Annotated in this window: 22 protein-coding genes; 6 read left to right on the plus strand and 16 right to left on the minus strand. The window is 64.5% G+C overall.

The features are described from left to right. Positions 1-41: 41 nt before the first annotated feature. Complete coding sequence (locus WN72_RS01095; protein ID WP_194482971.1) at positions 42-1088, plus strand: GGDEF domain-containing protein; 1047 nt, start codon at positions 42-44, stop codon at positions 1086-1088. Here the strand turns inward: WN72_RS01095 and WN72_RS01100 are convergent. After that, positions 1085-2788, minus strand: a complete 1704-nt coding sequence (locus WN72_RS01100; protein WP_027561697.1) for a sensor domain-containing diguanylate cyclase — start codon at positions 2786-2788, stop codon at positions 1085-1087. The genes WN72_RS01095 and WN72_RS01100 overlap by 4 nt on opposite strands. A gap of 107 nt (positions 2789-2895) precedes the next feature. Here WN72_RS01100 and WN72_RS01105 point away from each other — a divergent pair, with 107 nt between their 5' ends. After that, a complete protein-coding gene (locus WN72_RS01105) occupies positions 2896-3585 on the plus strand; it encodes a YggS family pyridoxal phosphate-dependent enzyme (protein WP_092211609.1) in 690 nt (229 codons plus the stop codon). A gap of 160 nt (positions 3586-3745) precedes the next feature. Here WN72_RS01105 and WN72_RS01110 read toward each other — a convergent pair whose 3' ends face one another. Together WN72_RS01110 and WN72_RS01115 are read right to left on the minus strand one after the other, a co-directional pair. Then, a complete protein-coding gene (locus WN72_RS01110) occupies positions 3746-4531 on the minus strand; it encodes a 2-keto-4-pentenoate hydratase (protein WP_027561699.1) in 786 nt (261 codons plus the stop codon). Between the two features lie 6 nt (positions 4532-4537). Further along, complete coding sequence (locus WN72_RS01115) at positions 4538-5107, minus strand: L,D-transpeptidase family protein (RefSeq protein WP_167380552.1); 570 nt, start codon at positions 5105-5107, stop codon at positions 4538-4540. A 202-nt stretch (positions 5108-5309) separates the two neighbouring features. Here WN72_RS01115 and WN72_RS01120 point away from each other — a divergent pair, with 202 nt between their 5' ends. Then, positions 5310-5996 carry a response regulator transcription factor gene (locus WN72_RS01120; RefSeq protein WP_008142830.1) on the plus strand — a complete coding sequence of 229 codons (687 nt, stop codon included), beginning with the start codon at positions 5310-5312 and terminating at the stop codon, positions 5994-5996. A 58-nt stretch (positions 5997-6054) separates the two neighbouring features. Beyond that, on the plus strand, positions 6055-6498 hold the full coding sequence (locus tag WN72_RS01125; RefSeq protein WP_092211606.1) for a cyclic nucleotide-binding domain-containing protein: 444 nt from the start codon (positions 6055-6057) through the stop codon (positions 6496-6498). Between the two features lie 150 nt (positions 6499-6648). Here WN72_RS01125 and xth read toward each other — a convergent pair whose 3' ends face one another. The 12 genes from xth to WN72_RS01185 all read right to left on the minus strand — a co-directional run bounded on the left by xth (position 6649) and on the right by WN72_RS01185 (position 18532). Next, positions 6649-7464 (minus strand): exodeoxyribonuclease III, encoded by an 816-nt coding sequence (xth, locus tag WN72_RS01130; protein ID WP_092211604.1) that lies wholly within the window; start codon positions 7462-7464, stop codon positions 6649-6651. Positions 7465-7624: 160 nt separating this feature from the next. Continuing rightward, positions 7625-8377, minus strand: coding sequence for an outer membrane lipoprotein carrier protein LolA (locus tag WN72_RS01135; protein ID WP_092211603.1), 753 nt, complete (start codon positions 8375-8377; stop codon positions 7625-7627). A gap of 150 nt (positions 8378-8527) precedes the next feature. Beyond that, complete coding sequence (locus WN72_RS01140; protein ID WP_092211601.1) at positions 8528-11014, minus strand: DNA translocase FtsK; 2487 nt, start codon at positions 11012-11014, stop codon at positions 8528-8530. Positions 11015-11023: 9 nt separating this feature from the next. Then, positions 11024-12238: an aminotransferase class I/II-fold pyridoxal phosphate-dependent enzyme gene (locus WN72_RS01145; RefSeq protein WP_092211600.1), complete on the minus strand. Its 1215-nt coding sequence runs from the start codon at positions 12236-12238 to the stop codon at positions 11024-11026. Positions 12239-12560: 322 nt separating this feature from the next. Continuing rightward, positions 12561-12965, minus strand: a complete 405-nt coding sequence (locus WN72_RS01150) for a GFA family protein (protein WP_092211598.1) — start codon at positions 12963-12965, stop codon at positions 12561-12563. Between the two features lie 205 nt (positions 12966-13170). After that, positions 13171-14619 (minus strand): ammonium transporter, encoded by a 1449-nt coding sequence (locus WN72_RS01155; RefSeq protein ID WP_027561707.1) that lies wholly within the window; start codon positions 14617-14619, stop codon positions 13171-13173. A 37-nt stretch (positions 14620-14656) separates the two neighbouring features. After that, positions 14657-14995, minus strand: coding sequence for a P-II family nitrogen regulator (locus tag WN72_RS01160; protein ID WP_027525082.1), 339 nt, complete (start codon positions 14993-14995; stop codon positions 14657-14659). A gap of 401 nt (positions 14996-15396) precedes the next feature. After that, a complete protein-coding gene (locus WN72_RS01165) occupies positions 15397-15999 on the minus strand; it encodes an ATP-dependent Clp protease proteolytic subunit (RefSeq protein WP_092211597.1) in 603 nt (200 codons plus the stop codon). A 41-nt stretch (positions 16000-16040) separates the two neighbouring features. Next, a complete protein-coding gene (locus WN72_RS01170) occupies positions 16041-16397 on the minus strand; it encodes an SRPBCC family protein (RefSeq protein ID WP_092211595.1) in 357 nt (118 codons plus the stop codon). A gap of 12 nt (positions 16398-16409) precedes the next feature. Beyond that, positions 16410-16724 carry an ArsR/SmtB family transcription factor gene (locus WN72_RS01175; protein WP_027561710.1) on the minus strand — a complete coding sequence of 105 codons (315 nt, stop codon included), beginning with the start codon at positions 16722-16724 and terminating at the stop codon, positions 16410-16412. Positions 16725-16763: 39 nt separating this feature from the next. Further along, a complete protein-coding gene (locus WN72_RS01180) occupies positions 16764-18065 on the minus strand; it encodes an ammonium transporter (protein ID WP_027561711.1) in 1302 nt (433 codons plus the stop codon). Between the two features lie 128 nt (positions 18066-18193). Next, positions 18194-18532, minus strand: coding sequence for a P-II family nitrogen regulator (locus tag WN72_RS01185; RefSeq protein ID WP_027535359.1), 339 nt, complete (start codon positions 18530-18532; stop codon positions 18194-18196). A gap of 237 nt (positions 18533-18769) precedes the next feature. Between WN72_RS01185 and WN72_RS01190 the strand changes: the two genes are divergently transcribed. Next, on the plus strand, positions 18770-19663 hold the full coding sequence (locus WN72_RS01190; protein WP_092211594.1) for a DUF4339 domain-containing protein: 894 nt from the start codon (positions 18770-18772) through the stop codon (positions 19661-19663). A gap of 69 nt (positions 19664-19732) precedes the next feature. Here the strand turns inward: WN72_RS01190 and WN72_RS01195 are convergent, their stop codons facing one another. After that, positions 19733-20599, minus strand: coding sequence for an IclR family transcriptional regulator (locus WN72_RS01195; RefSeq protein WP_244553635.1), 867 nt, complete (start codon positions 20597-20599; stop codon positions 19733-19735). Positions 20600-20674: 75 nt separating this feature from the next. Between WN72_RS01195 and WN72_RS01200 the strand changes: the two genes are divergently transcribed. Then, the gene (locus WN72_RS01200) at positions 20675-22237 is read left to right on the plus strand and encodes an acetate--CoA ligase (protein ID WP_092211592.1); all 1563 of its coding nucleotides are present in this window, start codon (positions 20675-20677) and stop codon (positions 22235-22237) included. The last annotated feature ends 14 nt before the right edge of the window (positions 22238-22251 follow it).

The raw sequence follows: 22251 nt of genomic DNA on the forward strand, positions 1-22251 counted from the left end.
CTCGGTGCGAGGTTGCGGCCTGCTAAGACCCAGATGCCGCGATGGATTCCAGCTTCGACGATCCCGATTACGACTATGCCGCGTCCATCGCCGGACGGGCGATGCGGGCCATGGCCGAACAGCAGATTCCGCCGACGCCGATCAATTTTGCCGTCTGGTTCCAATATTTCGCGGGCAGCCATGACGATCTGCGCAACGCCATCGATCTCCTGATCGACCACAACCGGCCTTTCGACAGCAGGACCAATCTGGATCTGTTCGAGACCTATGTCGCGCCACAGGTGAGCGCCGTCGTCGCCGACACGTCCGAGAGGCTGCATACGCTGATGGGTACGGCGAAGGAGTTTCTGACGACCGCGATCGCCGACAATCATTCCCAGATGCAGGCGATCAGCGAAGTTGCGGACCAGGGCAAGGCCGGCGTCGATCCGAAGGTGCTGGTCGCCCAGCTCATGAACGAGCTGGCGCGGGCCGCGACCAGGGCGACGCGGCTCGAGGCCGGCTTTGCCGAAAAGACCCGCGAGCTCGGCGTGATCCGCGATTCGCTGTCGCGGTCCGAGGAGCGCGCCCGAACCGACACGCTGACGGGGCTCGCCAACCGCCGCGCGCTCGACGAATTCCTGCGCAAGGCGCAGGCGACCGCGGATTGGGGTGAGCCGCTCAGCGTGTTCCTGCTCGACATCGATCACTTCAAGACCTTCAACGACAATTTTGGTCACGGCGTCGGCGACCAGGTGCTGCGGCTGATGGCAAAAGTGTTGCGCGAAAAGGTCCGCCCGCGGGATCTGCCGGCGCGCTATGGCGGCGAGGAGCTGATCGCGGTGCTGCCGGACGCCGACCTCGCCACCTGTGCCGAGCTCGCCGAGCGCATCAGGCGCGCGATCGCCGAATGCACGATCACGCGCCGCTCGACCGGCGAGACCCTGCCCGGCATCAGCGTGTCGATTGGCGTTGCGCAGTACCGGGCCGGCGAAGCGATCACTGATCTGATCGAGCGCTGCGACCGCGCGCTCTATCTCGCCAAGGGCGGCGGCCGCAATCGCGTGGTGACGGAGATCGAGCTCGATCGCGCCGGCGCTGCCGGCTAGGCGCTGGCGGCTATCATCATCTGTGCGCCGCCGGCGTCGATCACCTGCACGCCGTGCTCGACGACGTTGTTGCGGCCGCGGTGTTTTGCGGCGTAGAGCGCGGCATCGGCGGCTTCGATGAGATCGCCGGGACGCAAGGCCTCGTTCGGCTTGGTCGCGGCAACGCCGATCGAGACGGTGACGATCATGTGGCTGGAGGTGATGTGCGGCAGGCACAGCTTCAGCACGGCCGCGCGCACCTGCTCGCCGATCTCGACGGCGCGGTTCACGTCGGTGTTCGGCAACAGCAGGCAGAACTCCTCGCCACCATAGCGGGCTGCAAATCCCATCGTATCAGCGGCGATGCCGGACAGCGATTCGCCGAGCCTGGTCAGGCAGGAATCCCCTTCGAGATGGCCATAGGTGTCGTTGAAGAGCTTGAAGTGGTCGACGTCGATCATCAGCAGCGCGAGCTCGCTGCCATATTGCTGCGCGCGCATCCATTCGAAATCGAGCCGGCTCTGAAAGCCGCGGCGGTTGGCGAGGCCCGACAGCATGTCGATCGAGGCCATCACGGTCAGGCGGTCGTTGCTCGCGATCAGCTCGCGCTCGCGCTGGCTGAGCTGCGCCGCCATCGCGTTGAAGGCGCGGGCCAGCGGCACGAACTCGGCGGGCAATCGGTTGCGCGCGGCGCGCGCCGAGAGGTCGCCTTCGCCGAGGCGCTTGGCCATGTCGGCCAGCATCTCGATCGGCTTGATCACCAGCTTCTCGGCCGCGATCAGCGCGCCGAGTAGGACGAACACCACGACGAAAGCGAGCTGAAGATAGGCGGTGCGGATGTCGCGGCTGACCGCCGCGGACACCTTGTCCTCGTCGATGCTGGCGATCAGGCGGGCATTGGTGCCGGCAATGCGGATGTAGCTGACCGCGCGGCGCGAGCCGTCGGCGGCGAGAAAGGACAGCGAGCCTTCGTCCTGGTCCGACCGCAATGCCTTGTCGGCGATCGCCGACATCAGCGGCATGTTGTCGAGGGGGCGGCCGACCGCGCTATGCTGGTCGGCGGGCGCGGCCAGCACCGTGCCGGCGCTATCGACCAGCACCGCGGTGATGCCGGCGCGGCCGCCGAGATTGCTCATGACCTTCGACATCCAGTCGAGGTTGACGGTGGCGAGCACGACGGCATCCGTGACGCCGCTGAAGGCGGACACCGGATAGACGGCCATCACGGTCGGCGATGGCACCGGCCGCGACAGGATGAAGTCGCTCAGCACGAAGCGGCCGGTTTCCTGCGCCTGCTGGAAGTAGGGCCGGTCACTGAGGTCGAGGCCGACATACATGTTGTTGGTGGCGCACTGGATGCGGCCGTCCTGGCCGGCGATCAAGAGCGTGCGGATCCAGGGAAGGTTCGACGGTAGGCTCGCGCGCAGCACGTCGCAGCTCTTGCTGATGCCGCCGGCGGAGGCGCGGATGAAGGCTTCCGATTTCAGGATGGTCTCGACCGACGAGATCACCTCGCGCTGCGCATCGGCGCTGTGCCTGGCAATGGTGGTGAATTCGGCCGCAGCCTGCGCGATCTGCTTGGCGCGCGTGTCTTCGAGCGAGCGGATGCGCTCGAACATCAAGGGCGTCACCAGAATCACCGCGAGCAAGGCGAGCCGCGCCCGGATCCCGAGAACCTGCTTGAGTTTCGCTCGTTTGCGGTTGAAACTGACGTTTGCCATCTTCGCTGCCCACCCCGCGGGCAAGGTAAAGCGAAGGGTTCAAAAACTCTTTCTTGAACTCGGTAAAATTGGACTTACCTCCCGTACGTTCACGGTCAATCGACGTCATGACAGAACACAACGACGCGCCGGTAACCGGCGATTCACCAAGCGCGCTCGCCGCGGTCGAAGCCGAGATTGCACGCGCCTGCAAGGATGCGCAGCGCGATCGCGCCTCGGTGACGCTGATCGCGGTGTCGAAGACGTTCGCCGCGGATGCAATTACACCGGTCATCGACGCCGGACAGCGCGTATTTGGCGAGAATCGCGTGCAGGAGGCCAAGGGCAAGTGGCCGGCGTTAACGTCTGTTTACCTCGATATCGCGCTGCACCTGATCGGGCCGCTGCAATCTAACAAGGCGAAAGAGGCCGTTGCGCTGTTCGACGCCATCCATTCGGTTGACCGCCCGAGCATTTGCCAAGCGTTAGCCAAGGAAATCGAATCCCAGAAAAAGCACCCGCAGCTGTTCGTCCAGATCAACACCGGCGAGGAGCCGCAGAAGGCGGGCATCGCCCCCGGCGAGGCCGACGCCTTCCTCGCGAGCTGCCGCGACACCTATGGGCTGACGATCTCCGGCCTGATGTGCATCCCGCCGGTGGACGAGCCGCCGGCGGCGCATTTTGCGCTGACCGCGAAGATCGCCGCGCGAAATGGATTGAAGAACCTGTCGATGGGCATGAGCGCGGATTTTGCGACAGCCATCATGCTGGGCGCCACCCATGTGCGGGTGGGGAGCGCGATCTTCGGGCACAGGTAGTCTTTGTCGTCCCGGACAAGCGCAGCGAAGCGGAGCGCAGATCCGGGACCCATAACCACAGGGAGCAGTTTGGCGAAGACTCGTGGTTGCCAACTCGCGCCACGCCCCTCCCTGGGGTTATGGGTCCCTGCTTTCGCAGGGACGACAGTGGGTGTGCTACCTACGCAAACCCCACCGACACCTTCCCCAGCACACCAAAATCCACCGCAAAATAATCGCCGGCCTGGATCGGCAGCGGCGGATGGCAGGTGCCTGTGGTCACCACCTCCCCTGCCCGCAAGGTGATGCCGAGCCCGCGCAGCTCATTGGCGAGCCAGGCGAGCGCAACGCGGGGGTCGCCGAGCACGTTCTTGCCGTGGCCGGTGTAGTGCTGGCCGCGCAGCGTGATCTGCGGCCGCTCGTCGACGAGATCGATCGCGCGCCAGTTCGCCGATGTCGCCGCGCCCAGCACGAACAGATGCGCGCAGGCATTGTCGGCGATGAGCTGCGCTTCGCCGGCGCTGGCGAAATCGGCAAAGCGCGAATCGGGAATCTCGATCGCAGGATGCAAGCTCTCGACGGCCGCAAGCACCTCGTCGACGCTGTAGGACGCGGCACGTGGCGGCAGGTCGTGTCCCATGCGAAAGGCGAATTCAGGTTCGCCGACGCGCATCTCGTTACCCTTCATCGACGCGGTGCCGCCGTCGGCGATCACCGTGTCGCTCATGATACGACCGGCCAGCGGCCCCGCGACGTTGATGTGCTTCTGGCCGGCCTCGCTGGTTGCTGCGATCTTCCAGCCGAAAAGTTTTCCGAGCGACTGCGTTTCGAGCGCGGCCTGGATGGCATAGCCGTCAGCGCGGCTCTGCGGCCGCAAACTCGTCTCCAGCGCGCCGAGCTTGGTGCCGTCGCGCCAATGCTTGACCAGGACGTTGGAAGCTGTGGCGATGTGATCCTTGCCGAGCATGTGCCCTCAGCCGATGATGATTTTTGTTTTGGGTCCGAGCCGTCGCAGCAATTGCAGCATCGCCGCCTTGGTCATGGAGACGCAGCCTGCTGTCGGCCCGAAATTGTCGCGCGCCAGGTGGAGGAAGACGGCGCTGCCGCGGCCGGCGATGCGCGGCCTTGTGTTGTGGTCGATCTCGATGATGAAGTCGTAGAGATGGTCGTCTCGCTTGAGACGGTCGCCGCCCTCGCCCTGCCCGCGCCGGATCCACTGGTTGTAATGGCGATCGGCGGGATCCTCGCACCAGGCGTCCGCGCCGGTGATGGTCCTGGCCGCAAGGAAGGTTTTGGGACGGCTGTGCCGGTCGGCCCGCCACCACAATTGCCTGGGACGGAAACTGCCCCTGGGGGTGCCGCCGTCGCCCTCGCGCTTGTTGGCGAGAATGCCGCCCCGCCCCAGCGCCACCGGAATTGTCAGCGCGCCGGCGGTCAACCAGCCCCGGCGTGGATTCCCGGCGGCAGGCCTAACGCGGATCGCAGGCAGCGGTCCGGCGCTCCGATTTCGGGTGTAACTAGCTGATATAGCTTTGTTTTTCATGTGACCGTGCAATGTCGAATTCATTACAGGACATTCATCAAATCGCCCTGCTATTCTGCGTTAGAGTGGTTCTGGCTTGAGAATCGGTAACAGCCCACTACTTCAACACGAACAACAATAATAACGGCGACCCCTAACTTTCCCTCGCGGCTGGGTGCAGCATGTATGCGCGCTGAGCCGGACTCCAAAAGGATGACCCCCTATGGCCAATGCCCGCAAGATCCTGATCGTGGATGACGATACCGATCTGCGCGATACGTTGGTGGAGCAATTATCGCTGCACGAAGAATTCGAAGCCTCCGCCGTCGATACCGGCGCCAAGGGTGCAAGCGCCGCAAAGGCCAATTCCCCCGATCTGGTCCTGATGGATGTCGGCCTGCCCGACACCGACGGCCGCGAGGTGGTCCGCTCCTTGCGCAAGGGCGGCTTCAAGGCCCCAATCATCATGCTGACCGGGCATGACACCGATTCCGATACGATTTTGGGGCTGGAATCCGGCGCCAACGACTACGTCGCAAAGCCCTTCCGTTTCGCCGTGCTGCTGGCCCGTATCCGTGCCCAGCTTCGGCAGCACGAGGCCAGCGAGGACGCGGTGTTCTCGGTCGGCCCCTACTCTTTCCGTCCCGGCTCGAAAATGCTGACCGCGGCCAATGCCCGCAAGGTGCGGCTGACGGAAAAGGAAACCGCCATCCTCCGCTTCCTCTACCGGGCGGGCCAGATGCCGGTCTCGCGCGAGACCCTGCTCCAGGAGGTCTGGGGCTACAACTCCGGCGTCACTACGCACACGCTGGAAACCCACATCTACCGTCTGCGCCAGAAGATCGAGAAGGACGCCGCGAACCCGGAGATCCTGGTCACGGAAGCCGGTGGCTACAAACTGGTGCCGTGATACGCTTCGGGGGCGCGCGAATCGTTTTAGATATCGTGCCCTTGAGCCTCGGACCTGAATGTCAATCGACGACGACGTAGCGCTTCTCGAGCGTGTCCCGACCTTGCGCCTGTTGGGAGACGCCTCGTTGCGCATGCTGGCGATCGGCTCCGAGCAGCGCAACTTCGTCCGCGGCGACGTCCTGTTCAATCTCGGCGACGAGGCCGATGCCGGCTTCGTGGTCCAGCGCGGCGCCTTCCGGGTCGACGACGGCGCCGGCGCCGAGATGATCGCCGGCCCCGGCGCGCTGATCGGCGAGCTCGCGCTGGTGGTACCGATGAAGCGGCCGTCGAGCGCGATCGCTCTGGAGCACGCCTCCGTCATCCGTGTCGCGCGCAGCCTTTTCCAGCGCGTGCTCGAAAGCGATCCCGCTGCCGCGGTCCGCTTGCGGGATGAATTCGCGGTGCGCTCGAGCCAGATTGCCAGCGATATCCTGATGGCGGGCGCGAAGCTGACGTCGTGAGGTCGGTCTCTCCACCCGTCATTCCGGGGCGCGCGTAGCGCGAGCCCGGAATCCATTGAGTGTCAGCGACGGTGGATGAGTGGATTCTCAGATGCGCAATTGCGCACCATCGCCTGCGACTTTGTCGCGCCCCGGAATGACGGCAGGGGTTTAAACCTCCAGCGTCATGGTCACCGGCACGTGGTCCGACGGCCGTTCCCAACTGCGCGCATCGCGCAGGATCTTGAAATCGCTGACCGCATCCTTCAGCGCGCGCGAGACCCAGATGTGATCGAGCCGGCGGCCGCGGTCGCCGACGGTCCAGTCGGCGGAGCGGTAGCTCCACCAGGTATAGACTTTTTCCGACATCGGGATGCGGTCGCGCGCGACGTCGATCCATTCGCCGGCGGCAAGCGCAGCCTTCAGCTTCTCGGTTTCGACAGGCGTGTGCGAGACCACCTTCAACAGCTGCTTGTGCGACCACACGTCGTTCTCGTGCGGGGCGACGTTGAGATCGCCGACGAGGATGTGACGGTCCTCGCCGCGTGGATGCAGCGGCTCGCACGCCGTCATCTCGTCGAGGAAGCGGAGCTTGTGGTCGAACTTCTCGTTCAGCGCGGGATCGGGAACGTCGCCGCCGGCGGGCACGTAGAAATTATGCAGCACCAGCGGCTTTGCGATGTTGGCCTTCTCACCGAACGACACCGAGATATGGCGCGAATCCACCTTGTCGCAGAAGGTGCGGATGTCTTTTGACTCGAACGGAATCTTCGAGACGATGGCAACGCCGTGATAGCCCTTCTGCCCGTTCAGCGCGACATGCTCATAGCCGAGCCGCTTGAAGCGCTTCAGCGGAAAGGCATCGTCGATGCACTTGGTTTCCTGGAGACACAGCACGTCCGGCCGCGCGCTCTTGAGGAATTTCGCGACCAGGTCGATGCGCAGCCGCACCGAATTGATGTTCCAGGTTGTCAGGGAGAGACGCATGAGGGTTGCGTCTTAGCATGGATTGGCGTGGGCAAAATGCTTGTCCACAGCAAGCCCTCGTAGGGTGGGCAAAGCGAAGCGTGCCCACATTGCCTCCACGAGGACGAGATGGTGGGCACGGCGCAAGCGCGCCTTTGCCCACCCTACGGCAGCGGAGCGCTTATCCCGGCGCCGGGCCGTAATTGGTGAAATCGATCTTGAACATGCCGGGATCGAGCTTCTTGCTCGAATCCAGATTGTAGACCGCGATCGTGGTGTCGTAGCCCTGCGGGTCGGTGACGGTCCATTGCTTGAGCTGGCCGTCCTTGGCGCCGAACATCAGCAGCAAGCGGCTGGTGCCGACCAGCGCCTGCTTCTCCTCGATGGTCACGCTGACGAAGAGGTCGTCGGCCGTGACGTTGACGACATTGGTGTCTTTCATCAGGTCGATGCGGTCGGACAACAGGAAGCGCAGCGGCGTCTGCGACAGCGGATAGACGTCCTGCGTCGCCAGCTTGCGGTCGCGCACCACCAGCGAGGAGCCGTCGGCGACGATGTCGATCGGGCTCGGCGCGTCATATTCGAACCGCACCTTGCCTGGCTTCTGGATGTAGAAGTCGCCCTGCGTCTTGCTGCCGTCGGGACCGACCTGGACGAAATTTCCGACCAGCGTCTGGAGCGAGGACAGATAGGCGCTGACCTTGGCCGCCTGCGCCTTCTGCTTGTCGTCGAAGGTCTGGAAGATGCTGCTCGGCACATTGCGGCGCGGATCCGGGATCACCGGATTCGGCGGCTGCTGGGTCGCACCGGTGACCGCGGGGCCGCCAGCGGATGCCCCGCCATCGCGGCCCTTCGGCGCGGGTTTTGGCACGGGGACGTTCTGCGCGAGCGCAGTGGTCACCATCGCGGCGGTGACGAGAAGCACGCCGGCCATGCGCGCGCTTCGCGCGGCAATGCTGGCAGCGAATCGAGTGTCCGGATGTCTGATCAACGCGTCGTCCTGTGTGGCTGGGCGTCTTTTAGCGTGATTTCGGGCAAAAGCAGATATCGATTCTACGTGAAATTTCGTTCAGAGGCGGCTGCCTCACATATGGCTGTCTTCTTCCTCGACCAGAATCTCGCGCTTTCCGGCGTGGTTGGCGGGTCCGACGATGCCTTCCAGTTCCATGCGCTCCATCAACGAGGCGGCGCGATTATAGCCGATCTGCAGGCGGCGCTGAATGTAGCTGGTCGAGGCCTTGCGGTCGCGTTTGACGATCGCAACGGCCTGCGCGAACAGGTCGCCGCCGCCGTCCGCGCCCATGCCGGTGGCGTCGAACACCGCCCCGTCCTCGTCCTCGGTCGGCTCTTCGGCGGTAACCGCTTCGAGGTATTCCGGCTGGCCCTGCGTCTTGAGGTGACGCACCACCTTCTCGACTTCCTCGTCGGACGCGAACGGTCCGTGCACACGGCTGATGCGGCCGCCGCCCGCCATGTACAGCATGTCGCCCTGGCCGAGCAGCTGCTCGGCGCCCATCTCGCCGAGGATGGTGCGGCTGTCGATCTTCGACGTCACCTGGAAGGCGATGCGGGTCGGGAAGTTGGCCTTGATGGTGCCGGTGATGACGTCGACCGACGGTCGCTGCGTCGCCAGGATCACATGCAGGCCGGCGGCGCGCGCCATCTGCGCGAGGCGCTGCACGGCGCCTTCGATGTCCTTGCCGGCGACCATCATCAGGTCGGCCATTTCGTCGACGATGATGACGATGTAGGGCAGCGGGTCGAGCGAGAGCTTCTCTTCCTCGTAGATCGCCTTGCCGGTCTCCTTGTCGAAGCCGGTGTGCACCGTGCGCGTCGGCTCCTCGCCCTTGGCCTTCAACTCGCCGAGGCGCGTGTTGTAGCCGTCGATGTTGCGCACACCGAGCTTGGCCATGTTCTTGTAGCGCTCTTCCATCTCGCGCACCGCCCATTTCAGCGCGACCACCGCCTTCTTCGGATCGGTCACGACGGGCGTGAGCAGATGGGGAATGCCGTCATAGACGGAGAGTTCGAGCATCTTCGGATCGACCATGATCAGCCGGCACTGATCGGGGCGCAGCCGGTAGACCAGGCTGAGGATCATGGTGTTGATGGCGACCGACTTGCCCGAGCCGGTGGTACCGGCGATCAGCATGTGCGGCGTGCGCGCGAGGTCGATGATGACGGGGTCACCGCCGATGGTCTTGCCGAGGCAGAGCGGCAGCTTCGCGACCGTCTCGGTCGCTTCCTTCGCGACCAGCAGTTCACGCAGGTAAACCTTTTCGCGATGCGCGTTCGGCAGCTCGATGCCGATCGCATTGCGGCCCGGCACGACGGCGACGCGCGCCGACAGCGCGCTCATCGAGCGGGCGATGTCGTCGGAGAGGCCGATCACGCGTGAAGACTTGATGCCGGGCGCCGGCTCCAGCTCGTACAGCGTGACGACCGGACCCGGATTGGCCTTCACGATTTCGCCGCGCACGCCGAAATCTTGCAGCACGCCTTCGAGCGAGCGCGAATTGGCTTCCAGCTCGGCCTTGCTGAGTGGTTGGCGATCGCCGGCCTTGGGCGCGGCCAGCACGGAGACGGACGGAAGCTCGAACTTGTCGGAGGATCTCTTGGAAGCGGCCTTCGGCGCAGCCTTCTTGCGCGGGGCGCGCGCGGCGGGCTCTTCCACTTCTTCCTCTTCCTCCTCGCCTTCCTCTTCGTCCTCCTCGTGCTCGTCCTCGTCCTCGTCTTCGGACTGCGGCGAGATCGAGGGCGCGGTGCGGCCGCCGCCGAGATTCGGCTCCTGGCGGCTGAACGCAACGGCCTTGGTCTTCGGTCCGCTCGAGACCAGGGCGCGGTAAGCGGCACCACACAGCCAGATCAGGCGTGCCTTGGTACTCATCAGCGCGTGGAACAGCCAGCCCAGCGACACCGAGCCGCGATCGCTCCCCTCGTCCTCATCGAGCGGCTTGTCGTCATCCTCGATCTCGGCGAGCTCGTCGTCATGCTCGCGTGCGCCGAGACCGCAGGCGATCAGGAACGTCGCGGTCATCGCGGCGAACAGGATCGTGCCGAGTACCATGCGGTAGATCGTGCCGGCGGGTCCGAAAATCACCGCGGGCGCGCGCACCAGGGCGTCGCCGACCACGCCGCCGAGGCCGGTCGGCAGCGGCCAGGCGCCGCCATGCGGCCAGCAGCTGACGAAGCCCGCCGCGATCACCGTGCAGAGAATCCAGGAACCGAGCCGCAGCGCTTCGCGGTCGAACGGGCGATGCGTCATCATGCGCCAACCCCAGACCGCGACGGTCAGGACCAGCATGATGGCGCCGAGCCCGAGGATCTGCATCGCAAGGTCGGCGCCGATCGCACCGGCATAGCCGAGAATGTTGCGGATCGGCCGCGAGGTCGCGTGGCTGAGGCTGGGATCCTGCACCGACCAGGTCATCAGCGCGGCCGAGGCCACGCCCGCCAGCCCGACCATGCCGAGGCCGGTGAGCTCGCGCATCCGCCGCGCCAGACCCTCGCGGATCGACGGCGGCAGATGGCCGACCAGTGGAATGACACGTTCGATTGCCGACATGCTCATGGGCCCCGCCTAACCCAGAGTTTCGACCAGCCGGTGCAACGCCTGCGCCGTGGTCTCACTATCCTGCACCAGCGCCAGTCGAATGTAGCCGGCACCGGGATTGAAGCCGTCAGGTTGAAGCCGCGCCAGATAGGAGCCGGGCACCACGCGCACGCCGGCTTCCCTAAACAGCTTCAGCGTCACCGAGACGTCGTCACCGATCTCGGGCGTGTTGAGCCAGACGCAAAAGCCGCCGTCGGGCCGGCGATAGCCGTAGCGATTGCCGATGATCTGGTCGGCGAGATCGAACTTGATCCGGTAGAGCCTGCGGTTCTCCTCGACATGCGCCTCGTCGCCATAGGCAACGGTCGCGACATGCTGCAGCGGCACCGGCACCTGCGGCGCCGCAATGTTGCGCAGCTCGAGGAACATGCCGATGAACTTCTTGTCGCCCGCGGCGAAGCCGACGCGCAGGCCCGGCAAATTGGAGCGTTTTGACAGCGACTGGAACGCAGCCACGCGGGTGAAGTCGGCACCCGCGGATTCGAGCGCGCTGCCTGGCGCCTCGCGGGTGTAGATCTCCGAATAGCACTCATCGCTGAGGATCATGAAGTTGTAGCGGTCGGCGAGCTGCTTCAGCCGCCTGAAATAATCGGGCTTGGCGACCGAACCCTGCGGATTGGCGGGCGAGGCCAGATAGAACGCCACGGTGCGCGCCAGCGTCGCCTCGTCGATGGCGTCGAGATCGGGCAGAAAACCGTTTTCGACGGTGGTCGGCAGATAGACCTGTTCGCAGGCTGCGGCACCGGCGCCCGCGCCATAGACCGGATAGAACGGGTTCGGCATCAGGATGGCAGGCTTGCCTGGCTTCGGCCCGACATAGCGCGCCGCTGCAATCGCGGCGAGGAACAGCCCCTCGCGGCTGCCATTGAGGACGAGAATTTCGGTCTTGGGGTCGAGCGGTCGCGGCAGCTTGAAGCGCGACGACAGCCAGGCACCTGCTGCCTGGCGGAACGGCTCGGTGCCCTGGTTCATCGGGTAACGGCCGAAATCGGCGATGTGCTTGGCCAGCACCGGGCCGACGAACTCGGGCACGGGATGCTGGGGCTCGCCAACTGCAAGCGAAATCAAGGGCTTGCCCGGCTGATGCGGGGCCAGCAGCTCGTTCAGCCGGACGAAGGGCGAGCGTTGGGAATCGGAGCTACCACCGCCCTGCGGCGCACGGGATGAAGCGGTCAGAGCCATTCGTTGGGCGCCAGTACTCTTGGAACAGCCGGTCGCATCAAGGCGCCGGCGGGAAGCGGTTCAGTTCACCATAGATAGGGCGAGGTTAAGACGCGATTAACCATCGGCCGCCGCCTCCGTCCAGAGCGGGGATAATGAGACCGGATAACAATGGGATGGAAGGCGATTCCTGCCTCTCCCGCTTGCGGGAGAGGTCGGCGCGCCCCGGGCGATGCGTAGCATCGTCCCGCGCGCCGGGTGAGGGCTCTCTCCTCTTGGCGAATCCCACCGCGGAGGCGCCCTCCCCCGCATTCGCGGGAGGGAGCGCACCGTCATGGCGACCTCAATGCCCCGGCAGCTTCTCGAATGTCTTCATGCCTGCGGGGATCGCGTGGAACTCCTGCATGTCGCAGGTGTAGATCGCCATCTGCGGGTGGAACTGTTTCGGCTCATCCAGCGTGCCGACCTTCAGGATCGCGGCGGGCAGGCCGGGGACCTTGGTCACCAGATGCGTGCCGCATTCGGCGCAGAATTCGCGCGTCACGGCGCGCTCGAGGTCCTTGCGCGTGAACTGTTTCGGCTGCCCGGTAATGTAGCTGAAGCCGGCCGCCGGCATCGCGATGAAGGTGTTGGGCGCGCCGCCCGAGATGTACTGGCACTCGCGGCAATGACACTGGGCCTGCATCATCGGGTCGCCCTCGGCCACGTAGCGCACTTCGCCGCAATAGCATCCGCCTTCCAAACGCATGACGACCTCCCGGTTTGTTGTTCGTTGTGGCCGGTATTTCTGCGCCGGCAATCTGGAATGGCAATCCTTTTCTTTTGCGCGCGGTCAAAAAGAAAGGGGCTCCAACTTGCGCTGGAGCCCCTCAACGGTCGGGGCATTGCCGGGTATGTGCCCAAACCGTAGTTGTGGACGCGGTCCCCTAGGAGACCGCGCCCGGGAGGAGAGGTTACATGTTGTAGGCGCGCTCGGTGTGCTCGGTGATGTCGAGGCCTTCACGCTCGCTCTCGACATTGGCGCGGAGGCCAACGATCACGTCGACGACCTTGTAGAGGATCGCCGAACCGACGCCCGACCACACCAGCGTGGTGCCGACAGCCTTGAGCTGGGACAGCATCTGCACGGCGAAGTCGTAATCGGCAACCTTGGGCGGGATCGCGGTGTAGTCGATGATGCCCGCACCACCGAGAGCCGGATTGACCAGGATGCCGGTGCCGAGCGCGCCGACGATGCCGCCGATGCAGTGCACGCCGAACACGTCGAGGCTGTCATCGTAGCCGAGCGCGTTCTTCACGACGGTGCAGAAGAACAGGCAGACCACGCCGACCACGAGACCGAGGACGATCGCGCCCATGACACCGGAGAAGCCGGCGGCAGGCGTGACGGCCACGAGGCCCGCGACAGCGCCGGAGATGACGCCGAGCACCGACGGGTGACCCTTCACGATCCACTCCGCGAACATCCACGACAGCGCGGCGGCCGCGGTGGCGACGAAGGAGTTGGTCATGGCGAGGGCGGCGCCGCCGTTGGCTTCGAGGTTGGAGCCGGCGTTGAAGCCGAACCAGCCGACCCAGAGCAGCGAGGCGCCGATCATCGACATGGTCAGCGAGTGCGGAGCCATCAGCTCCTTGCCGTAACCGACGCGCTTGCCGATCAGGAGAGCGCCGACGAGGCCTGCGATGCCGGCGTTGATGTGCACCACGGTGCCGCCGGCGAAGTCGATCGCGCCTGCCTTGAAGATCCAGCCAGCATCGGCGTTGATCTCGTCGAGCTTGGCCTGCGCCGCGGTCTTCGCCGCCGCGTCAGTGGCAGCAGCAAGAGCCTTGGCCGCATCCTGGATCGCGTCCGGGCCGGGCCAGTACCAGACCATGTGCGCGATCGGGAAGTAGATCAGCGTGACCCAGAGCGGGATGAAGAGCGCGATCGCCGAGAACTTCATGCGCTCGGCGAAGGCGCCGACGATGAGGGCGGGCGTGATCGCCGCGAAGGTCATCTGGAAGCACATGTAGATGAGCTCCGAGATGTTGGCGTCGACCGAGAAGGTCGCGGCCTTCGAGTCGGTGGTGACACCCATCATGAAGGCCTTGGAGAAGCCGCCGATGAAGTCGGAGCCGCCCGTGAAGGCGAGGCTGTAGCCGTACACGGCCCAGATCACGGTGACGACGCAGACGGTGTAGAACACCTGCATCAGCACCGAGAGCATGTTCTTGGAACGGACGAGACCGCCGTAGAACAGCGCGAGGCCGGGGATCGTCATCAACAGCACGAGCACTGTCGATGTCAGCATCCAGGCGTTGTCTCCCTTGTTGACCGTTGGCTCGGCGTAGGCTGCGGTCGCAGCGAACAGGCCGACTGCGAGAGCCGCCAATCCCGCGCCATAGGGACGCTTAAACGTCATTTTATTCACTCCTGATTGGATAAGGTTGAGCGCGAAATCAAAGGGCCGCGGCGTCGGCCTCGCCGGTGCGGATGCGAACCGCATGGTCGAGACTGATCACGAAGATCTTGCCGTCGCCGATCTGTCCGGTTTTCGCCGCGGACGTGATGGCGTCGATGGTCTTGTCGACCTGGTCGGAGGCGACAGCGACCTCGATCTTGATCTTGGGCAGGAAGCTCACGGCATATTCGGCGCCGCGATAGATTTCCGTATGGCCTTTCTGGCGGCCATATCCCTTGACTTCCGTCACCGTGAGTCCGTGAACGCCAATGGCGGTCAGGGCGTCACGGACTTCTTCCAACTTGAATGGCTTGATAATCGCCATAACAATTTTCATGGGTCCTATCCCCGCTTGAGCCCGGTCCGGACGTGGCCGGGCGTTTCTCGACTGGTTCGCCACGAGGGAGAGTTCACTACGCGGGCACAGCCGGGACCCTTAGAATCAAATGCCGTGCCAGATCGGGCGCATTGCCTAACGGACTATGAAAACGGGTGTTTTCGCGCTCGACGGGTATTGCGCTGCAGTGCGCTAATACGTCGCGCTCAAAACGTGGTCAGATCTGCTTAAAATGTGAGCACGACAGGCTGCCGACACAATGTTGCTCATGTGTCGGGCAGCCCAAAGGTATCAGCTTAGGGGGTGAGGGGCGCGCTGAGCCGCAAAATATCGAGCCTAGGCGCCGGTGCCCACGCGATACGCGCAACCGATCATGCAGATGAGCGGCCGCAGGCGGAGTGTCAGGCAGCATCGCGCGCTGCAAAAACCCGATCGATCAATCCCCATTCGACCCCCTGCTGCGCGGTCATGAAGTGGTCGCGGTCCAAGGTCCGCTCCACCTCCGCCTCGGAGCGCCCGCAATGCTGCGCATAGAGCCGGATGAGGCGCCGCTTGGTTTCCTGCATCTCGTTGGCATGGATCAGGACGTCGGAAGCCTGGCCCTGAAAGCCGCCGAGCGGCTGATGCACGTGAAGGCTTGCATTGGGCAAGGCGGCGCGGTGACCGGGCTCGCCGGCCATCAGCAGGAACGAGCCCATCGAGCGCGCGGTGCCCATGCACAGCGTATGGACCGGCGCCTTGATGAACTGCATGGTGTCGTACATCGCAAGTCCAGAGGTGACCACGCCGCCGTAGGAATTGATGTAGAGATTGATCGGCCGGCTCGGATTCTCCGCTTCCAGGAACAAGAGCTGCGCGCAGACCAGTCCGGACATCGCGTCATTGACCTCGCCGTTGAGGAAGATGATGCGCTCGCGCAGGAGCCGCGAATAGATGTCGAAGGATCGTTCGCCGCGCGCCGATTGTTCGACGACCATAGGGACGAGCTGAAGCATGTCGCGCATCGGCGACCTCCATGTCTACGGGTGATGAAGTCTTGTTGGGGTTAAGCGGCCGCGCGCATCAGGCAGCAATTGCTGTTGGCCGGCTGCGGCAGCTTCGTTCGATCGTCGCAGGCTAGCTGGATGATGCGGAAGCGGGTGCCGCCGTCCTCGTTCGGCTCGATCCGGAAAATGACGTGGCTCTCTCGATACGGCGGCTCGGAATCGCGTAGCCGGTAGCGCACCTCTTCGCCAGGGATCGCTGATTCCGGCTCGGCGCCCGCAAGGTCGCAATCCGGCAGCCAGCGCTCGCGCAATTCAGGAATGGTCACGGCGCGCCAGACCTTTGCCGGCGGCGCATCGAAATCATATTCGAGCACGAGGTTTGCGTCGGGATGATCAGGTTTCGCGGCGTCGCTCATTGATCCCTGTCCTTATTGATCCATGTCCTTCAAGAGATCGGCGAGTGCTTCCATGCGCTTCGGCCAGTAGGCGCGGTAGCGCGCGAGCCATGTCCCGATGGCGGCGATCCCGTCCGGATCGACCTCGTAATTCACAAAGCGGCCTTGCCGCTGCTCGCGCACGAGCCCCGCCGCACGCAGCACCGAAAGATGCTGCGACATCGCCGGCTGGCTGATCTCCAATCCGTCGCGCAAGGCGCTGGCATTCAGGCTTCCGCCAGCGAGCTTCTCAAAGACTTTTCGGCGCGTCGGGTCGGCGAGTGCCTTGAAGATGTCGGCTTCGATCATGACAACACATAAGCATTTACTTATGTGTCGTGCAAGCCCTTACTGCAAGGCCTCGCCGTGCTGGGTGATGTCGAGACCCTCGAGCTCCTGCTCACGGGAGACGCGCAGGGGTACGAACAGGGCGACCAGCTTGAGCAGGATGAAGCTCACGCCCGCCGCCCAGACGAAGGTGACGGCGACGCCATAGAGCTGGATCAGGAGCTGCTGCGGATGGCCCTCGATCAGGCCGGCGGTGCCGCCGATCGCGCTGGTTGCGAACACGCCGGCCAGAAGCGTGCCGGTCAGTCCGCCAATGCCGTGGACGCCGAACACGTCGAGCGAGTCGTCATAGTTGAAGCGATGCTTCAGCCAGGTACAGGCCCAGTAGCAGACCGCGCCGGCGGCGATGCCGATAACGATGCCGTGCCACGGCGCGACGAAGCCGGAGGCCGGCGTGATAGTGCCGAGGCCTGCGACCGCGCCGGAGATCATGCCGAGCACGGAAGGCTTGCGCCGGGTCGACCATTCGATCGCGCCCCAGGTCAGCGCGCCGGAGCAGGCGGCAAGATGCGTCGCGATGATCGCCATCACCGCGCGCGAATTGGCCGCGCCCGCCGAGCCGCCGTTGAAGCCGAACCAGCCGACCCACAACAGGCCGGTGCCCATCACCGCGAGCGACAGATCGAACGGCGAGAGATTTTCGGTGCCGTAGCCGTGGCGGCGTCCCATCACCTTGGCGGCGACGAGGCCGGCGGTGCCGGCCGACAGATGCACGACGAGGCCGCCGGCGAAATCCATCACGCCCATGCTGGCGAGGAAGCCGCCGCCCCACACCCAATGCGCCAGCGGAATGTAGACGAAGATGAACCAGGCGACAGAGAACAGCAGATAAGCGGAGAACCGCATCCGGTCGGCGACCGAGCCTGCGACCAGCGCCACCGTGATGATGGCGAACGTCATCTGGTACAGCATGAACAGCGATTCCGGGATCGTCTTCGCCGCCGGATTGACGCTATCCATGGTCATGCCCGCGAGGAACCAGCGGTCGAGCGAGCCGATCCAGGGGCCGTCGCCGACGAAGCACAGCGAATAGCCGAACGCGACCCAGAGAATCGAGATGATCGTCACCGCGGCGAGGCTCTGCGCCATGGTGGCGAGCACGTTCTTCTTGCGCACCATGCCGGAGTAGAACAGCGCCAGCCCGGGGATCGTCATCATCAGCACCAGCGCGGTGGCAACGATCATCCAGGCGGTGTCGGCGGTGTTGATCTCGGAGCTTGCTGCATGCGCCGGCGCAGCCAAAGCGAACACGAATCCGATCGGCGCAGCCAAAGCGGCCGCGCGGCGCAACAATCCCGCCATGTCATTTCCCCCGGCATCAATTGGCGTCGCACGCTGCGGCGTCGTTGCCCGGTGCGATCGAAAGGTTCAAAGCGTTTTCAAGCGAAGTGGATACCAGTTCGCGTGAAGAAAACGCGTCAAACAAGAATCTAAAGCGCGTCGCTGTCGGTCTCGCCGGTGCGGATGCGCAGCGCATGGTCGATCGGCGTGACGAAGATCTTGCCGTCGCCGATCTGGCCGGTGCGCGCGGACGCGGTGATCACGCCGACCGCCTTGTCGGCGATGTCGGAGGCGACCGCGATCTCGATCCGCAGCTTCGGCAGGAAGTTCACGACATATTCGGCGCCGCGATATATTTCGGTGTGGCCCTTCTGGCGGCCGTAACCCTTCACCTCGGTCACAGTCATGCCGTGGACGCCGATCGCCGTCAGGGCCTGGCGGACCTCATCGAGCTTGAAGGGTTTGATGATCGCGACGACGAGTTTCATGGTCAGGCCTATTCCCCGGGATGCGCCGCGCCGTATGTCCCCGGCGCCGCGTCAATCTGGCATCTTTCCGGGCAAATGGCATAAAAAAGTTGCAGGTTGAAGCGGAAAAACGTTTGGCCGTGTGAACGGCCGCCTCTGTACAGGGCAGCCGTTCATCATTCACAATGCATTTTTGGCATGGATGCGGTGAACCTGCGCCTGTCGAGCGGTACATAAGTATTTTGAGGGGGACGCTTCATGGCAAGTTGGTTTTACGCGGCTGAGGGCAAGCAGCAGGGGCCGTTCCAGGAAGGGCAATTCCGCGATCTGGTCGCGCAAGGAATCGTGCGGCCGGATACGCTGGTGTGGTCCGAGGGCATGGCCGGCTGGCAGAAGGCTGCCGAAATCCCCGGCCTGATCGGAGGCGGCGGCGGAGCGCCGCCGATGGTCCCGGCCGGCGGTCCGCCGATGATGGGTGGCGGAGCTTATGCTGGCGGCGGCGCTGGCGCCGGCGGAGCACTCGCGGTCGATTTCGGCATCCTCGAGTTCACCTGGCGAACGATCGTGATGGTGATCGCCTCGTGCTTCATCATCCCGATCCCGTGGGTGTTCGTCTGGTACACGAAGTGGATCGTGTCCTGCGTGAAGGTCCCGGGACGTCCGAACCTCAGCTTCACTGGCAATGCGATGACGCTGGTGCCGTGGTTCTTCGGCTTCATCGTGCTGGCGATCGTGATTGGCTACATCGGCAGCCAGCTGCTCAGCAATTTGCTGTTCATCGTGCAGATCGTACTCTACTGGCTCCTGATCAAATGGATGGTCGAGAACCTCGCCTCCAACGGGCAGCCGCTCGGCCTCAGCTTCTCCGGCTCGGTCTGGGCCTATATCGGCTGGAATCTGCTGTTCGCGATCTCGATCATCACAATCATCGGCTGGGCTTGGGTCGCCGCGGCCCAGATGCGCTGGTTCTGCCGCAGCGTCGAAGGCACGCGCCGCGAGATCGTGTTCAAGGGCAGCGGTCTCGGGATTCTCTGGCGCGGAATCGTGGCAGCGATCCTGTGCAGCCTGATCATCCCGATCCCGTGGGTGTATCGCTGGATCATGAACTGGTTCGCATCGCAGACCGAACTCGCTCCGCGCGGGTCGCTCTAAGCATGGTCCGGTAAGCCATCAGCGCGAATTATCGCGTTTATGGCGATCGGGCTTTTCCGCGCGGATGTATCAGGCGTGGATCGCCAGCTGTGGAGCGATCGCTTCCGCCACGGTGCGCATGTCTCGCGCAAGCGCCAGCGAGGTTGCGCGGTCCAGCTGGCTGCCGAGGCCGACGGCCGCGATCGTGTGCGAGATCGTTCCCTTCGCGTTCAGGACCGGCACCGCGACGATCGTGACGCCGGCAATGTAATTGCCGCGATCGATGCTGAAACCCTGCTTGCGCACCTGATCGACTTCCTTGCGCCAGGCCTCGAAGGTCGGCGCGTTATGCCAGCGCAGCAGGCGAAAGCGCTTTTCGATCTCCTTCTCCGGCTGGCCGCTGAAGGCGGCGACGCAGCGTCCCGTGGCGCTGATCAGCGCCGGAAAGCGGCTTCCGATGTCGACATGAAGCCGCACCGGCGCCTGACTGCGCGCCAGCGCGACGACGATCATGTTGTCGAGGTCCGGCACCTCGACGCCGATCGCAGTGACGCCGTATCGGCCTGAAAGCTCCTCGAGCTTCGGCCGCATCAGGCTGGGAAAATCGGCATTCTCGAGCACCGCGCGCGCCAGCGGCAGCATGCCGACGCCGAGGCTGTAGCGCTTGGTCTGCGGATCGACCTGGAGCAGATCTTCCGCCAGCAGCGCGCGCACGATGTGCAGTGCGGTGCTCGGCACCAGCTCGAGCGTGTCCGCGATCGCCTTGAGACTCTGCGGCGCGGGATTGCGGCTGAGCAGGCGGAGGATGGCGACCGCGCGCGTGACCGCGGGCACGGCGCGGACGCGGGGTGATTTGGGATTCGGCATGATCGTATCGGTACAACAGCGGCCGGAGCGCAACAACACTGTCTCGTCGAAGCACAGATCGTCGTCGTCGCGGCGCAGCGCGTTCGTCATCGATTCAGTCTAATTGTACATATACAATTCGTAGTGCTATTTGACAATTAACGTGGCGTCGGTATCTTGCCGGCCATGACCAAGCTGACCGACTACACGAGCTACGCCGCCGCGCAGACGATGTTCGCCCCGGAGAAGCTCTGGGAATTGTTCGACGGCAATCGTGCGCAGCTGAACATCGCGCATGAATGCATCGACCGGCATGCCGGTCGATCCAATCCGGCCGTGATCGTCGTTCACGCGGACGGGCAGGACGAGGTGCTGAGCTTTGCCGAGCTTGCGGAAGCGTCCTCGCGCTTCGCGCATGATCTGGTGAGCCGCGGGATCAAGGCCGGTGATCGCGTCGCGGTCATGCTCGAACCCTCACGCGCCTTCTACGTAGCGGTGTTCGGCACGATGAAGGCCGGCGCCATCGCCGTGCCGCTGTTCACGCTGTTCGGGCCCGACGGCGTCAAGCTGCGCGTCGACGACTGCAAGCCGCGGCTGATCGTGACCAACGCCGAGAAGGCCCAGCTTCTCGCCGGGATCGGAACCGAAGTGGTGGTCGCCGATGCCGCCTTCCTGAACGATCTGCAACGCTTTGCGCCGCACTTCACGCCGGACACGGCGGCCGACGCCATGGCGCTGTTTCAATATACCTCGGGCACCACGCGCGAATTGCCGGAAGCGGTCAAGCACACGCATCGCTCGATCGTCACGCTGATGGTCGCGGCGCTCTACGGCACCGGCCTGCGCCCGGGCGATCGCTTCATCTGCCCGTCATCGCCGGCCTGGGGACATGGGCTCTGGCACGGCACGCTCGCGCCGCTGGCGCTCGGCATCACCATCGGCGCCTATGCCGGCAAGTTCAATCCGGAGCGGCTGCTGGCCGCGCTCGAACGGCACCGGTTCACCAACATCTCGGCGGCCGCTACGCATTATCGCATGATGCGGAATTCCGGCGCTGCGCCGCGCTACCGCTATGTGCTGGAAAAGATGTCGTTCACCGGCGAGCCGATCGACAGCGAGACGGCAGCCTTCATCAGCGACACCTTCGGCCATCAGGTCTGCAGCATGTACGGCACCACCGAGATCGGCGTGATCCTGGTGAGCTATCCCGGCGCGCGCGATTTCGTCGTCAAGCCGGGGTCCCTGGGCAAGCCAATCCCCGGTGGGCGCGTCGAAGTGCAGGACGCCGAAGGCAAGCCCTGCGCGCCCGGCGTGACCGGCGAGCTCAAGCTCTGGCGTCGTGGCGAGTGGATCGCAACCAAGGACCTCGGGCGCATCGACGAGGACGGCTACTTCTATCACGGCGGCCGGGCCGACGACGTCATCATCTCCGCCGGCTGGACCATGAGCGCCGTCGAGATCGAGGATGCGATCCTGAAGCATCCGCAGGTGCGCGAGGCCGCGGCCATCGGTGTTCCCGACCCGCTCCGCGGCCAGGTCGTGAAGGCCTTCGTGGTCACCGACCGGCCGGGCGATGCGTCCTTCGAGCACGAGATCCAGGACGTCGTGCGTCAGCGCCTCAGCCATCACGAATATCCGCGTCTGGTCAGCTTCGTCGCGGAGCTGCCGAAGACGCCGGCCGGCAAGGTCAATCGCAAGGTGCTGCGCGACCGCGAGCACGCCGCCAAGCAATCAGAAGCGACGAATTAACGAGAGGAACGCTA

This window comes from Bradyrhizobium arachidis (genome assembly GCF_015291705.1).
GTDB classification, from domain to species: Bacteria; Pseudomonadota; Alphaproteobacteria; order Rhizobiales; family Xanthobacteraceae; genus Bradyrhizobium; species Bradyrhizobium arachidis.

What these genes read in the sequence shown, in the direction of transcription:
- WN72_RS01095 (WP_194482971.1), top strand. Translation starts at nt 42, where the DNA reads ATGGATTCCAGCTTCGACGATCCCGATTACGACTATGCCGCGTCCATC.
- WN72_RS01100 (WP_027561697.1), bottom strand. Translation starts at nt 2,788, where the DNA reads ATGGCAAACGTCAGTTTCAACCGCAAACGAGCGAAACTCAAGCAGGTT.
- WN72_RS01105 (WP_092211609.1), top strand. Translation starts at nt 2,896, where the DNA reads ATGACAGAACACAACGACGCGCCGGTAACCGGCGATTCACCAAGCGCG.
- WN72_RS01110 (WP_027561699.1), bottom strand. Translation starts at nt 4,531, where the DNA reads ATGCTCGGCAAGGATCACATCGCCACAGCTTCCAACGTCCTGGTCAAG.
- WN72_RS01115 (WP_167380552.1), bottom strand. Translation starts at nt 5,107, where the DNA reads ATGAAAAACAAAGCTATATCAGCTAGTTACACCCGAAATCGGAGCGCC.
- WN72_RS01120 (WP_008142830.1), top strand. Translation starts at nt 5,310, where the DNA reads ATGGCCAATGCCCGCAAGATCCTGATCGTGGATGACGATACCGATCTG.
- WN72_RS01125 (WP_092211606.1), top strand. Translation starts at nt 6,055, where the DNA reads ATGTCAATCGACGACGACGTAGCGCTTCTCGAGCGTGTCCCGACCTTG.
- xth (WP_092211604.1), bottom strand. Translation starts at nt 7,464, where the DNA reads ATGCGTCTCTCCCTGACAACCTGGAACATCAATTCGGTGCGGCTGCGC.
- WN72_RS01135 (WP_092211603.1), bottom strand. Translation starts at nt 8,377, where the DNA reads ATGGCCGGCGTGCTTCTCGTCACCGCCGCGATGGTGACCACTGCGCTC.
- WN72_RS01140 (WP_092211601.1), bottom strand. Translation starts at nt 11,014, where the DNA reads ATGAGCATGTCGGCAATCGAACGTGTCATTCCACTGGTCGGCCATCTG.
- WN72_RS01145 (WP_092211600.1), bottom strand. Translation starts at nt 12,238, where the DNA reads ATGGCTCTGACCGCTTCATCCCGTGCGCCGCAGGGCGGTGGTAGCTCC.
- WN72_RS01150 (WP_092211598.1), bottom strand. Translation starts at nt 12,965, where the DNA reads ATGCGTTTGGAAGGCGGATGCTATTGCGGCGAAGTGCGCTACGTGGCC.
- WN72_RS01155 (WP_027561707.1), bottom strand. Translation starts at nt 14,619, where the DNA reads ATGACGTTTAAGCGTCCCTATGGCGCGGGATTGGCGGCTCTCGCAGTC.
- WN72_RS01160 (WP_027525082.1), bottom strand. Translation starts at nt 14,995, where the DNA reads ATGAAAATTGTTATGGCGATTATCAAGCCATTCAAGTTGGAAGAAGTC.
- WN72_RS01165 (WP_092211597.1), bottom strand. Translation starts at nt 15,999, where the DNA reads ATGCGCGACATGCTTCAGCTCGTCCCTATGGTCGTCGAACAATCGGCG.
- WN72_RS01170 (WP_092211595.1), bottom strand. Translation starts at nt 16,397, where the DNA reads ATGAGCGACGCCGCGAAACCTGATCATCCCGACGCAAACCTCGTGCTC.
- WN72_RS01175 (WP_027561710.1), bottom strand. Translation starts at nt 16,724, where the DNA reads ATGATCGAAGCCGACATCTTCAAGGCACTCGCCGACCCGACGCGCCGA.
- WN72_RS01180 (WP_027561711.1), bottom strand. Translation starts at nt 18,065, where the DNA reads ATGGCGGGATTGTTGCGCCGCGCGGCCGCTTTGGCTGCGCCGATCGGA.
- WN72_RS01185 (WP_027535359.1), bottom strand. Translation starts at nt 18,532, where the DNA reads ATGAAACTCGTCGTCGCGATCATCAAACCCTTCAAGCTCGATGAGGTC.
- WN72_RS01190 (WP_092211594.1), top strand. Translation starts at nt 18,770, where the DNA reads ATGGCAAGTTGGTTTTACGCGGCTGAGGGCAAGCAGCAGGGGCCGTTC.
- WN72_RS01195 (WP_244553635.1), bottom strand. Translation starts at nt 20,599, where the DNA reads ATGACGAACGCGCTGCGCCGCGACGACGACGATCTGTGCTTCGACGAG.
- WN72_RS01200 (WP_092211592.1), top strand. Translation starts at nt 20,675, where the DNA reads ATGACCAAGCTGACCGACTACACGAGCTACGCCGCCGCGCAGACGATG.